Genomic DNA, 13,281 nt, shown 5'->3' with positions numbered 1-13,281 from the left:
GATGAACAGCTGCCTCTATCATGGCGTACTGCGCCACCGTCGCCTTCAGCCGAAAACCCATGAGTTTCGCTATAGCGTCTTTATGGCCTGGTTGGATCTGGATGAATTGCCGCTGCTGGCATCTGTCGGCGTGCGGCGCAATCGCTTTGCCGCCGCCTCGTTTTACGACGCGGACTATCCGCTCGGCTCGCCGCTCAAAGAGAACGTGCTGAGCAGGCTGGAGAGCTTGACCGGAGAACGTCCTGACGGGCGGGTGATGCTTCTGACTCAGCTGCGCTATTTCGGCTTTCATTTCAACCCGGTTAATTTCTACTACTGCTATGACCGGGACAAAACGCTGCGCTGGATCCTGGCGGAAGTCCGCAATACGCCGTGGAATGAACGTCATTACTATGCCGTTAACGGACAAAATGCGCAGCCCACGGAAAAAGCGTTTCACGTTTCCCCCTTCAACCCGATGGACATGGTCTATCACTGGCGCTTTAACGACCCGCATAACACGCTGCATATGCACATTGAAAATCATCAGGAAACGAAAGTTTTTGACGCCACGCTCGCGTTGCGTCGTGAGCCGTTGACGCCCCCCGCGCTGCGCTCGCTGTTGCTGCGCATCCCGCTCATGACCCTGAAAACCGTTTTCGCCATTTACTGGCAGGCGCTGCACCTGTGGCTGAAGCGCCTGCCGCTGTATAACCATCCCCTCAGCAGGAGTGAACGCTCATGACCGATCCTGTCTTTGCGCTTGAACCCGATATCCCGCGCAACGTCCGTATCGCGCGCTGGCTGCTTTTTCGTTTGCTAAGCGGTATTCGCGGCGGCTCGCTCACGCTGCGCGAAGGGGCACAAACTTTCCATTTTGGCGAGACATCCTCCACGCTGCATGCGGATGTGCAAATCCTTTCTCCCGGCGTCTACTGGCGTGTCTTAACGGGCGGCAGCCTTGCTGCGGCAGAAGCCTGGATGGACGGTGAATGGGAAACCACGCAACTCACGCCGCTTCTGGAGCTGTTGGCGCTTAACGGCGAGGTACTTGGCCGTCTGGAAAAAGGGTTTCGGCTGCTCGGCCGACCGCTGGAGCGGCTCCGTCACTGGACGCGGCGTAACTCCCGCGCGCAGGCACGTGAAAATATTGCCGCCCATTACGATCTGGGCAACACCTTTTATGCCCATTTTCTGGATAAGGAACTGCTCTATTCCAGCGCGCTGTTTACCGCGGACGAGCAGGATCTTACGGCAGCGCAGCAGGCAAAAATGGCGCGTTTGTGCGAACAGTTGGCTCTGAATAAGACCGATCACCTGCTGGAAATTGGCACTGGATGGGGCGCGATGGCGGAATACGCCGCTCGTCACTACGGCTGTCAGGTAACCACTACCACGCTGTCGAAAGAGCAATATCTCTGGGCGACGGAGCGTATCGCCCGCGCCGGATTACAGGATCGCGTCGAGGTACTGCTTTGCGATTACCGTGACCTTACCGGGCAGTATGACAAGCTGGTCTCAATAGAGATGATTGAAGCCGTAGGGCAGCGCTACTTGCCAGTGTTCTTCCGTACCTGCCAGGCGCGGCTGCGTCCGGGAGGTCGCATGGCAATTCAGGCCATTACCATTCAGGACCAGCGCTATCGTGACTACAGCAAAAGCGTCGATTTTATCCAGCGCTATATTTTTCCCGGCGGCTTCTTGCCAAGCATTACCGCGATGAATGAGCTGATGACACGCCACACCGATTTTGTGGTGCGTAATCTCTTCGACATGGGGCCTGACTACGCCCGCACGCTGGCCCACTGGCGGCAGCGCTTTATCCATACCTGGCAGGAGATTGAAAAACTCGGGTTCGATGAGCGTTTTCGCCGGATGTGGCTTTACTACTTTGGCTACTGCGAAGCCGGGTTTAACGCCCGCACCATTAGCGTGGTGCAGTTGACCGCTGAGCGCGTATGAAACGATACCTTCAGGTCTTCCTGCTGGCCGTCGCGTTTGATCTTTACTGGGCGCTGGTGGTGCTCTTTCGAGAACAGGGCCTGATTATCTGGCTCGTGCTGGCGATCCTTGCCTGTCTGTTGTTGCCGTCAGCATACCGTCTGTACGCAATCGGTCTGGCCGCAGCGGGTTGCCTGCTGGATGCGCTCTGGGCGTTAACGGGGCTGATTTCCTTCACGAGCGAGTCCCTGATACCGCTCTGGATGGTGGCATTGTGGCTGATGTTCGCCACTGTCTGGACGCAGCTTACGCTCACTACTACCTTACCCGGCTGGCTGCTGACTCTGCTGGCAGCCGCAGGAGGGCCGGTGGCCTACCTGATTGGCGAGCGACTAGGTGCCATCACGTTTCTGGAGCCGACCTTTATCGTTGTCAGTTGGATGGTGCCGGGCTGGCTGGTGTTGATGCTGTTTTTTCACCTGCTATTGGGGAGACAAAAATGAGGTCTGCCGTTTTGCTGATCTGGCTGATGACCATGCCCCCTCTTGTCCAGGCGGCCGACTGGCTGGCCTGGCATAAGGTGGGGGATGCCACGCTGACCTGGGGACCGTTTACCGTCTATACCTCACAGCTGTGTACTCCGGATGGTCGATACAGCCGGGAAAATCAGGATCAGGCGCTAATTATTACCTATGCGCGCGATATCGATCGCGATGAGCTGGTTGAAGCGACCCGCGACCAGTGGAAGGCTCAGGGGATCCTGGCGCAGGAGCCTCAAAGCGAAGCCTGGCTTCGTATGCTTCAGTCGCTGTGGCCAGACGTCACACCGGGCGCGCAACTGGCGTTTGTCCTCAATGATAAGCAGGGGCAGTTCTGGTATCGCGAACCCACTCCCCAGAAAAGTTTTATTCCCCTGGGACCACGCCAGTCAGAAGCATTCAGTACTCGCTTTCTGGCGATCTGGCTTGGCCCACGCACGCAGTATCCAGACCTGCGTCAGCAGTTAATCGGAGGCCAAAAATGAAACGTATCCTGATGATGACGCTGGCATTCTTGATGCTGCTGGCCGGCTGTAGCACAGACGTGACCGAGTATCGCCAGCAGCAGCCGCGGCTCGATATCTTCCACTACTTCCAGGGCAAAACCGAAGCGTGGGGGATGGTGCAGGATCGCAGCGGCAAACAGATCCGTCGTTTCCACGTTGAGATTGCCGGGGATGTTATCGGCGATACGCTAACGCTCAATGAACACTTTGTTTATGACGACGGTGAAAAGCAGCAGCGGGTCTGGCATATACGCCGGGTGGGTAACGATCGCTACGAGGGAACGGCAGGGGACATTGAAGGGGTCGCCACCGGGCAGGCAGCAGGCAACGCCTTTAACTGGCATTACAGCATGAATGTGAAGGCGAACGGCAGTACCTGGCTGCTCAAGTTTGACGACTGGATGTACCTGCAGGATGAGACACATCTGTTCAATAAAACCGAGATGAAGAAACTGGGCGTCACCGTTGCCACGGTGACGCTGTTCTTTACCCGGAAGGGCGAGTGATGCGCCGTTATGCGAGCTCTTTGCGAATAATATCCGCCCCGGCGCTCAGGGCTTTCAGCTTACCGTTGGCAACCTGACGGGAAAGTGGAGCCATACCGCAGTTTGTTGACGGGTAAAGCTTATCGGCATCAACAAACTGCAGCGCTTTACGCAGCGTATTGGCCACTTCTTCTGGCGTTTCGATACTGTTTGTGGCGACATCAATTGCACCAACCATCACTTTTTTACCGCGGATCAGCTCCAGCAGATCCATCGGTACGCGGGAGTTGTGGCACTCCAGGGAGATAATGTCGATGTTTGACGTCTGCAGCTTCGGAAACGCTTCTTCATACTGTCGCCACTCCGATCCGAGCGTCTTTTTCCAGTCAGTATTGGCTTTAATACCGTATCCGTAGCAGATATGTACCGCCGTTTCACATTTCAGCCCTTCAATGGCGCGTTCCAGCGCGGCGATGCCCCAGTCGTTCACCTCATCAAAAAACACATTAAACGCTGGCTCATCAAACTGAATAATATCGACGCCAGCTGCTTCTAATTCTCTCGCTTCCTGATTCAGGATTTTGGCGAACTCCCAGGCCAGCTTTTCACGGCTTTTATAGTGCGCGTCGTAGAGGGTATCAATCATAGTCATCGGCCCGGGCAGGGCCCATTTGATCGGCTTGTCCGTCAGCTGGCGTAAGTATTTTGCATCGTCCACGAATACCGGTTTCTGGCGCGCAACGGCAGAGACCACGGTCGGCACGCTGGCGTCATAGCGGTTACGAATGCGCACGGTCTGGCGGTTCTCAAAATCAACGCCGCTCAGGTGTTCAATAAAGGTGGTGACGAAGTGCTGGCGGGTTTGTTCACCGTCGCTGACAATATCAATACCCGCGCGGATCTGCTCATCCAGAGACAAACGAAGTGCGTCCTGTTTCCCCGCGAGCAATTCCTGATCCTGTAATTTCCAGGGTGACCACAGTGTTTCAGGTTGAGCAAGCCAGGTCGGCTTAGGCAGGCTGCCAGCCGTAGAAGTCGGGAGCAATGTTTTCATAATAAAAGACCTTTTTTGATGAATTAAAGCGTGTAGTTATCAGACCACTGCTCAAGAATGTGTTGGTAAGGCTTAATGAAGTACGTTTCAGTAAATCGCCCCTGTTCAATCGCCAGACGGCTTCGCTCTTCGCGGTCATAAACAATTTTTGTTAATGAGTGATCCTGCTGGTTCAGGTCCGGTCGATAGAAAAGTCCCGCCGCCGAGTTAGCGTTATAAATTTCCGGTCGATAGATTTTCTGGAACGTTTCCATCGTGCTGATGGTGCCGATCAGTTCCAGATCGGTGTAATCACTCAGCAAATCGCCGGTAAAAAAGAACGCAAAAGGTGCGACGCTGTTTTCAGGCATGAAATAGCGTACGTTCAGGCCCATCTTCGCGAAGTACTGTTCTGTTAAAGACTCGCCATCTGGCTGATACTCGATGCCGAGCACAGGGTGCTCGTTTCCCGTACGGCGGTAGGTATCTTTGCTGGAGACGCTCAGGCAAATTACAGGTGCCTTTTTGAAGTTCTCTCTGTACTCAGAGGAGCTCATAAAATGGCGGAAGATATTGCCATGCAGCTCGCCAAACTTTTCTGGAATGCTGAAGTGTTGTTGGTTCTTGTTGTGCTCAAGCAGCAGTACGCTGAAATCATAATCCCGCACATACGACGAGAAGTTATTCCCGACAATGCCAGGGATACGCTGGTTGTTTTTCTTGTCGACAATAGTGGTCTGCAGTATCTCAATGGCCGGGAATGCTTTCTCAGCACCGATGTTCATCTCAACTGAAATGATTTCAAGTTCGACCGCATAGCGATCGGCGTTTGGGTTATCCCAGCGCGCCAGGGCGTTAAAACGGTTATTGATCATCACCAGCGTGTTTCGCAGGTTTTCCTGACGTTTTTCCCCACGCGCCAGATTGGCAAAATTGGTGGTGGTACGCGTATTTTCTGACGGGTTGTAATTCTCATCGAAGCAACTGCGCTTAAGGGTATATGTAAAAGCTTTACTCATTGTGGTTATGCATCCTAAGTTCATGTTGCCAAGAAGTTACCGATGCATAATTTATGCCTGAGCCCGTGGCGCAGGGGAAGTGACTTAATTTCACTGCAACATGAGGGAAATTCATTAACAGGATTGCGCACAGGCTGGAGAGTGAAGTGGAAGAGGAAGGGGCATCGCGCCCCTTAGCGTTAGGCTGTAGGCCGTTCGTTCCAGGCGTCGCTGTGCATGATGTTCCCATCGACGATGCGCCAGGTAATTTTTTCGTACTGCAGGCTTACGCTTTCAACGTGGTTCATTTTATCGTTGGCAGCGATCTTCACGTTTGGCACGCTGCAGTTAACACCAGTAACCTTTACGTTCTCCATTAGTACGGAGTAATAACAGACTTCCTGTCCGGCATCATTAATATGATAGAACTTGATTTCAGCGCTTTTAAGCGCCTGACCGGTAGATGCTGCTTTGTAGAGATAGGGCGTGGAGCTATCAACTTCCTTTTCAATCCGCATGGATGAGTGTTGACGCGTGCCGGTGATCTTGCCGTTAGCGCTGTCTACCGGGAGGTTGATGCCATGGCTCAGCCCTATGATCTCAATGCTGCCTTCACGGTCCTGAACATCAACGGAACCTTTAATATGTGCTCCACCGTCGTCTTTTAGCCACATGTAGGGAGGAATTGGCATTCGTTATTTCCTTATTTTATTGAATAGCAGAGTTGTTAAGCGATAAATAACCGTGGTGAGGGTCAGTACAATTAAAATATCGATATTGGTATATGTGTCATATATTGTTTCAGCATTCACATCGCCATAAATAAAATCACAAATAGATGAGGCGACGTCGTGGTTTAGATAGCGTTCAGCGGGCCCCAATGTGAGGCCTACTATAATGCTGATGCATATAAACCAGGCCGTTTTCAATAGCCTGATACCCCATTTACGGGCAAGTGCTGGTATAGCCACTTTCACTCACCTCAACCCAGCCGCGTGCCATCAGCGAACGCATACAGGGAACTTCAATAAGCTCTGTACTCATGAGAGCATTCCGGATCAATGCGTAATCAGAATTATGGGCAATCGTGATACATCCCTCAGATACCGTACCCGGATGCAGCCGAAACAAACCCCGGTAGACGTTATCAATCCAGGTACCATCATCGATTCCCCAGTCATCCTTGTATAAAGCAAACCACTCATCGCGGCCAAATTCTGCACCAGATCTCACCTTGTTCCACCGATCCTGAACCTTCGCTTTTAATCCTGAAAAGAAACCTCCAGTCCCTCTGTCAACAATCCAGTATTTACCTGGGGGAATTGGACCCGATCCTTTGACTGCACCACATAGTCCATTGTTTCTGTAAATTCCCTGCCCGGAATGCGCCATAAACACACCAACGCCGTGCAGGTTAAAAGGCGCATAGTCAGCACCGTTAAGCAGCATTGTTCCTTTTAAGGCCATATTTTCTCCTTAGTATTTTAATAAGAGAAAAGCAGCCTACGCCTGCTGTGGGTACAGATATTCAACTCACATCATATTTCTGCGCTGCTGATTTCTTTTTAAGAAAATGACCTGACATTTTTTAATCACTCTTGCGGCTGTAAGGTTAGTAAACACTGAATAAATAATAAACAAGGCTCAGGCAACAAAACGCCATGCCTACTTCTCTGGCACACGCTCCGCAATTCCCGTTATAATCCCCAAAATTTCCCATCGGTTTAGAAAGAATCATGACAAAACTCACCTTACAAGAGCAGATGCTGAAAGCAGGCCTGGTCAGCAGCAAGAAAGCGGCGAAAGTGCAGCGCACAGCAAAGAAATCACGCGTTCAGGCACGTGAAGCGCGGGAAGCGGTAGAAGAGAACAAGAAAGCACAGATCGAGCGCGATAAGCTGCTGAGCGAGCAGCAAAAACAGGCGGTGTTGGCGAAAGAGTTTAAAGCCCAGGTGAAACAGTTGATTGAGATGAACCGCATCACCGTGGCGAAAGGCAACATCACCTTTAACTTTACCGATGGCAATCTGATCAAAAAAATCGAGGTTGATAAGCAGACCCAGACTCAGCTGATCAACGGTCGTCTGGCGATTGCGCGTCTGGTGATTAATGCTAATGGTGACTGCGAATACGCGATAATCCCGGCAGTGGTGGCCGATAAAATTGCCCAGCGCGATGCCGACAGTATCGTCTTAAACAGCTCTCTGAGTCAGGAAGAGCAGGATGAAGACGATCCATACGCGGACTTCAAAATCCCTGACGACTTGATGTGGTAAATCAGATTCAGAACGGGGCGGGGTGACGGGCGTTAACCGGCTCTCCGCTCACAGGATGAATAAAATTCAGTTCGCTTGCATGCAGCATCAGCCGGGATGTTCCTTGAGCTCCCGGCACTTCAAGACCGCCATACAGATCGCAGCCCAGAATAGGGTGCCCCAGTTGCTGGCAGTGAATACGCAGCTGATGGGTTCGCCCGGTTTCCGGTGTGAGTTTCACCCGCGTTAACGGCAGCCCTGAATCCTGATAAAAACGTGCCACCACCTGATAGCGTGAACGTGCGGGCTTGCCGTTGATGGTGCAGATCGACATCAGCGGAAACAGCGCCGGGTCTTTGGCAATTGGCGCGTCTATTATTCCCTCGTCATTTTCAACATGTCCGCAAAGCAGGGCGCTGTAGACTTTCTCTACGTTGCGCTGGCTGAACTGTTGGCACAGTGCCGCATTGATGGCTTTATTGCGCGCAATTACCATCAACCCGGAGGTACCGAAGTCAAGACGGTGCACCAGCGTGCAGCCAGGAAACGTCTGGACCAGACGATAATGGACTGAATCGAGGTTTTGCGGATTTTTGCCTGAGAGGCTGAGCAGACCGGAAGGCTTATTGATCAGCAGCAGATGTTCATCCTGCCAGAGGATCTCGATGTCGTCGTGACACGGTGGGGCAATAAAAGAATCGATAATCGCAGACATCAGGCCGCCCGGCTGGAGAGTGGGAGCGGATGATAACGAAATGCGGAGAAAAGAAAAACCCTCCCACCGGGCGGTGAGAGGGGAATATCTTAAGCGGCTACGAAACTGTCGATAGCGGATTTCGCATCGGTCTGGGCTTTGGTCGCCATTTCAGGACCGTAGGCAATACCTTCAGCGAACACGAAGTTCACATCAGTGATACCGATGAAGCCCAGGAAAACGGTCAGGTATGGTGCAACCAGGTCGGTTGGGGTGTCTTTGTGGATACCGCCACGGCTGGTCAGCACGATCGCGCGCTTACCTTTCACCAGACCTTCCGGGCCATTTTCAGTGTAACGGAAGGTTACACCAGCACGCGCCACCAGGTCGAAGTAGTTTTTCAACTGGGTTGGGATGTTGAAGTTGTACATTGGGGCGTTGATGACGATAACGTCGTGCGCCTGCAGCTCAGCAATCAGTTCGTCGGACAGGGCCAGAGCTTCCTGTTGACGTGGGCTCAGTGGTGCATCGCCTGGACGCAGCGCGCCAACCAGTTCTCCATCCAGCACAGGAATTGGGTTTGCAGCCAGGTCACGCACGGTGATTTCGTCAGCAGAATGCTGTTCACGCCACTGTTCAACGAAGTAATCAGACAGCTGACCAGACTGAGAGTACCCTGCCAGAATACTGGATTTCAAAACTAATACTTTGCTCATGGGTGATTCCTGTTATTGCATTTGATTGAAGGGGGTTGCCCCGTTGCTTGTTGACACTCTATTCACAATCCTGCCATAGAGATAGCGCAATATATCGAAGCCTATGTTCGAATTTTTTGAATAAGGCGCTGAAAGCACCAATGTGGTACTCTATAGCAATCATTAAAAAGAGATTTTACCTGGCAGTGCACTGCCCGTTAACGCTATGACAGAACAACAAAAACTCACCTTCGCGATGCTCATGCAACAGCTTGATTCGCTGACTCTGCGTGATAAACAGCGCTTTGCCCGCCGTCTGCACGGCGTGAAGAAGGTTAAAAATCCTGATGCACAACAGGCCATTTACCAGGAGATGGCAAAAGAGATTGAACAGGCGGCAGGGAAAGTTGTGCTGCGTGAAGCTGCGCGTCCGGCGATCAATTACCCGGATAACCTGCCCGTCAGTCAGAAAAAACAGGATATTCTCGAAGCCATCCGTGACCACCAGGTGGTGATTGTCGCCGGCGAAACCGGTTCGGGGAAAACCACCCAGTTGCCGAAAATCTGTATGGAGCTGGGGCGCGGAGTAAAAGGGCTGATTGGCCACACCCAGCCGCGTCGTCTGGCGGCCCGTACCGTCGCGAACCGTATTGCCGAGGAGCTGCAAACGGAGCCGGGCGGCTGCATCGGTTACAAGGTGCGATTCAGCGACCACGTCAGCGATAACACCATGGTCAAACTGATGACCGACGGTATTCTGCTGGCGGAAATCCAGCAGGATCGCCTGCTGATGCAGTACGACACCATCATTATTGACGAAGCGCACGAACGCAGCCTGAACATCGACTTCCTGCTCGGCTATCTGAAAGAGCTGCTGCCGCGTCGCCCGGATCTGAAAATCATCATCACTTCCGCAACTATCGACCCGGAACGCTTCTCGAAGCATTTCAACAATGCGCCGATTATAGAGGTATCAGGACGCACCTATCCGGTAGAAGTGCGCTATCGTCCGATTGTGGAAGAGGCGGATGATACCGAGCGTGACCAGCTGCAGGCCATTTTTGATGCCGTTGACGAGCTGGGTAACGAAAGCGCGGGCGATATCCTGATCTTTATGAGCGGCGAGCGTGAGATCCGTGATACGGCAGATGCGCTCAGCAAGCGCGACCTGCGCCACACGGAGATCCTGCCGCTTTACGCCCGTCTGTCAAACAGCGAACAGAACCGCGTGTTCCAGGCGCACAGCGGGCGACGTATCGTGCTGGCGACCAACGTGGCGGAAACCTCGCTGACCGTACCAGGGATCAAATACGTTATCGACCCGGGCACGGCGCGTATCAGTCGTTATAGCTACCGTACTAAAGTTCAGCGCCTGCCGATTGAGCCGGTTTCCCAGGCCTCGGCGAATCAACGTAAGGGCCGCTGTGGTCGTGTGTCAGAAGGGATCTGTATTCGTCTTTACTCTGAGGACGATTTCCTGTCGCGTCCGGAATTTACTGATCCGGAAATTCTGCGTACCAACCTGGCGTCCGTTATCCTGCAGATGACCGCCCTGGGGTTGGGTGACATCGCGGCGTTTCCGTTCGTGGAAGCACCGGACAAACGCAACATTCAGGACGGCGTACGCCTGCTGGAAGAGCTTGGTGCCATTACCACCGATGAACAGGCAACGGCCTATAAGCTGACACCGCTGGGCCGCCAGCTCAGTCAACTGCCGGTCGACCCGCGTCTGGCGCGTATGGTGCTGGAAGCGCAAAAACACGGCTGCGTGCGTGAAGCGATGATCATCACCTCGGCGCTCTCCATTCAGGATCCGCGTGAACGTCCGATGGACAAACAGCAGGCTTCTGATGAAAAACACCGCCGCTTCCACGATAAAGAGTCTGATTTCCTCGCCTTTGTGAACCTGTGGAACTATCTCGGCGAGCAGCAGAAAGCACTCTCCTCGAACCAGTTCCGTCGCCAGTGTCGCGTGGATTTCCTCAACTACCTGCGCGTACGCGAGTGGCAGGATATCTACACCCAGCTCCGCCAGGTAGTGAAAGAGCTGGGTATACCGGTCAACAGCGAACCGGCGGAATACCGGGAGGTGCATATCGCGCTGCTGACCGGTTTGTTGTCGCATATCGGGATGAAAGACGCCGAGAAGCAGGAGTATACCGGTGCACGTAATGCGCGCTTCTCCATCTTCCCCGGTTCCGGCTTATTCAAAAAACCGCCGAAATGGACCATGGTGGCGGAACTGGTGGAAACCAGCCGTCTGTGGGGGCGCATTGCGGCGCGTATCGATCCGGAATGGGTTGAGCCTGTGGCGCAACATCTTCTGAAACGCTCGTACAGTGAGCCACACTGGGAGCGTGCGCAGGGCGCGGTAATGGCAACGGAGAAGGTGACCGTCTACGGTCTGCCAGTTGTTGCCGCACGTAAGGTTAACTACAGCCAGATTGATCCGGCGTTGTGCCGCGAGCTGTTTATCCGCCATGCGCTGGTGGAGGGGGACTGGCAGACGCGCCACGCCTTCTTCCGCGAAAACCTTAAGCTGCGCGCCGAGGTGGAAGAGCTTGAACACAAATCCCGTCGCCGCGACATACTGGTGGATGATGACGCATTGTTTGAATTTTACGATCAGCGCATCAGCCACGATGTGATCTCTGCCCGTCACTTCGACAGCTGGTGGAAGAAGGCCAGTAAAGAGACGCCAGACCTGCTCAACTTTGAGAAGAGCATGTTGATTAAGGAAGGGGCGGAGTCAGTCAGCAAACTTGATTACCCGAACTTCTGGCATCAGGGTAACCTCAAGCTGCGTTTGACCTATCAGTTTGAACCAGGTGCAGACGCGGATGGGGTGACCGTACACATTCCGCTACCACTGTTAAACCAGGTGGAAGAGAGCGGGTTCGAGTGGCAAATTCCTGGCCTGCGTCGCGAACTGATCATTGCATTAATCAAATCGTTACCTAAACCGGTGCGTCGCAACTTTGTGCCAGCACCAAACTATGCTGAAGCGTTTTTAGCCCGCGTCACACCGCTGGAACTGCCGCTGCTGGATGCTCTGGAGCGAGAGTTCAGACGCATGACCGGCACGACCATCGACCGTGATGACTGGAACTGGGATCAGGTGCCCGATCACCTGAAAATCAGTTTCCGCGTGGTGGACGATAAAAACAAAAAGCTGCAGGAAGGACGTTCCCTGACCGAACTGAAAGAGGCGTTGAAAGGCAAAGTCCAGGAGACGCTATCTGCGGTTGCGGATGATGGTATCGAGCAGAGCGGATTGCACATCTGGAGTTTTGGTCAGCTTCCGGAAAGCTATGAGCAGAAGCGCGGTAACTATAAGGTGAAGGCCTGGCCTGCGCTGGTCGATGAGCGCGACAGTGTGGCGATCAAGCTGTTTGATAACCCGCAGGAACAGCAACAGATGATGTGGCGCGGTCTGCGCCGCTTGCTGCTGTTGAATATTCCGTCGCCGATTAAGTATCTGCACGAGAAGTTACCGAACAAAGCCAAACTGGGACTCTACTTTAACCCATACGGTAAAGTGCTGGATCTGATCGACGACTGTATCTCCTGCGGCGTGGACAAACTGATCCACGAGGCGGGTGGTCCGGTCTGGACCGAAGCAGGTTTTGCTCAGCTTCATGAAAAGGTGCGCGCGGAGCTGAACGACACGGTGGTAGATATTGCCAAACAGGTCGAGCAAATCCTCACCACCGTTTTCAATATCAACAAACGTCTGAAAGGGCGTGTGGATATGACCATGGCTCTGGGGCTATCAGATGTAAAAGCACAGATGGCCGGGCTGGTGTACCGTGGGTTTGTCACCGGGAACGGCTTTAAGCGACTCGGTGATACGTTGCGTTATCTGCAGGCGATTGAAAAACGGCTTGAGAAAATGGCTATCGATCCACACCGTGATCGTGCCCAGATGTTGAAAGTGGAGAGCGTGCAGCAGGCGTGGCAGCAGTGGCTGAACAAACTTCCTCCGGCACGTCGCGACGATGAAGACGTTCAGGCAGTCCGCTGGATGATCGAAGAGTTGCGTGTCAGCTTCTTTGCCCAGCAGCTCGGTACGCCGTATCCGATTTCGGATAAACGTATTTTGCAGACAATGGAGCAGATTTCCGGTTAAAACCGTGTCCGGTAAGGCGTAGCCGTT

General features: G+C 53.3%; 13 protein-coding genes. 7 read left to right on the top strand and 6 right to left on the bottom strand.

The features are described 5' to 3' along the window. Position 1: 1 nt before the first annotated feature. The 5 genes from HED65_RS02650 to HED65_RS02630 are packed head-to-tail and all read left to right on the top strand — an operon-like array spanning position 2 to position 3,471. The gene (locus HED65_RS02650) at positions 2–724 is read left to right on the top strand and encodes a DUF1365 domain-containing protein (protein WP_114977315.1); all 723 of its coding nucleotides are present in this window, start codon (positions 2–4) and stop codon (positions 722–724) included. Further along, complete coding sequence (locus HED65_RS02645; RefSeq protein ID WP_114977314.1) at positions 721–1,941, top strand: SAM-dependent methyltransferase; 1,221 nt, start codon at positions 721–723, stop codon at positions 1,939–1,941. Before HED65_RS02650 ends, HED65_RS02645 begins: the two co-directional genes overlap by 4 nt. Then, on the top strand, positions 1,938–2,423 hold the full coding sequence (locus tag HED65_RS02640) for a DUF2878 family protein (protein WP_114977313.1): 486 nt from the start codon (positions 1,938–1,940) through the stop codon (positions 2,421–2,423). Before HED65_RS02645 ends, HED65_RS02640 begins: the two co-directional genes overlap by 4 nt. Next, positions 2,420–2,944, top strand: a complete 525-nt coding sequence (locus HED65_RS02635) for a chalcone isomerase family protein (RefSeq protein ID WP_114977312.1) — start codon at positions 2,420–2,422, stop codon at positions 2,942–2,944. The genes HED65_RS02640 and HED65_RS02635 overlap by 4 nt, the downstream gene beginning before the upstream one ends. After that, positions 2,941–3,471 carry a DUF3833 domain-containing protein gene (locus HED65_RS02630; protein WP_114977311.1) on the top strand — a complete coding sequence of 177 codons (531 nt, stop codon included), beginning with the start codon at positions 2,941–2,943 and terminating at the stop codon, positions 3,469–3,471. Before HED65_RS02635 ends, HED65_RS02630 begins: the two co-directional genes overlap by 4 nt. Positions 3,472–3,478: 7 nt before the next feature. On the opposite strand, the gene HED65_RS02625 is transcribed toward HED65_RS02630, so the two are convergent. From HED65_RS02625 to HED65_RS02610, 4 genes are all read right to left on the bottom strand, one after another. Next, positions 3,479–4,504: a methionine synthase gene (locus HED65_RS02625; RefSeq protein WP_114977310.1), complete on the bottom strand. Its 1,026-nt coding sequence runs from the start codon at positions 4,502–4,504 to the stop codon at positions 3,479–3,481. A gap of 23 nt (positions 4,505–4,527) precedes the next feature. Next, positions 4,528–5,502 carry a DUF1852 domain-containing protein gene (locus HED65_RS02620; RefSeq protein ID WP_114977309.1) on the bottom strand — a complete coding sequence of 325 codons (975 nt, stop codon included), beginning with the start codon at positions 5,500–5,502 and terminating at the stop codon, positions 4,528–4,530. Positions 5,503–5,681: 179 nt separating this feature from the next. Continuing rightward, entirely contained in the window at positions 5,682–6,173 is a 492-nt protein-coding gene (locus HED65_RS02615) for an Hcp family type VI secretion system effector (protein ID WP_114977308.1), read from the bottom strand. A gap of 253 nt (positions 6,174–6,426) precedes the next feature. Then, positions 6,427–6,948, bottom strand: coding sequence for a DUF2778 domain-containing protein (locus HED65_RS02610; protein WP_108089964.1), 522 nt, complete (start codon positions 6,946–6,948; stop codon positions 6,427–6,429). A 269-nt stretch (positions 6,949–7,217) separates the two neighbouring features. Between HED65_RS02610 and HED65_RS02605 the strand changes: the two genes are divergently transcribed. Further along, positions 7,218–7,757, top strand: coding sequence for a DUF2058 domain-containing protein (locus HED65_RS02605; RefSeq protein WP_114977306.1), 540 nt, complete (start codon positions 7,218–7,220; stop codon positions 7,755–7,757). Positions 7,758–7,764: 7 nt separating this feature from the next. Here the strand turns inward: HED65_RS02605 and HED65_RS02600 are convergent, their stop codons facing one another. After that, positions 7,765–8,451 carry an RluA family pseudouridine synthase gene (locus HED65_RS02600; RefSeq protein ID WP_114977305.1) on the bottom strand — a complete coding sequence of 229 codons (687 nt, stop codon included), beginning with the start codon at positions 8,449–8,451 and terminating at the stop codon, positions 7,765–7,767. 89 nt (positions 8,452–8,540) lie between these two features. After that, positions 8,541–9,146, bottom strand: coding sequence for an FMN-dependent NADH-azoreductase (azoR, locus tag HED65_RS02595; RefSeq protein ID WP_114977304.1), 606 nt, complete (start codon positions 9,144–9,146; stop codon positions 8,541–8,543). Positions 9,147–9,351: 205 nt separating this feature from the next. On the opposite strand from azoR, the gene hrpA reads away from it, so the two are divergent. Next, entirely contained in the window at positions 9,352–13,254 is a 3,903-nt protein-coding gene (gene hrpA, locus HED65_RS02590; RefSeq protein WP_114977303.1) for an ATP-dependent RNA helicase HrpA, read from the top strand. Positions 13,255–13,281: the final 27 nt, after the last annotated feature.

The organism is Pantoea sp. LS15 (assembly GCF_012241585.1).
Classification (GTDB): Bacteria; Pseudomonadota; Gammaproteobacteria; order Enterobacterales; family Enterobacteriaceae; genus Enterobacter.
The sequence above is the reverse complement of the archived record's forward strand: the minus strand, read 5'-3'. Positions and strand labels throughout refer to the sequence as shown.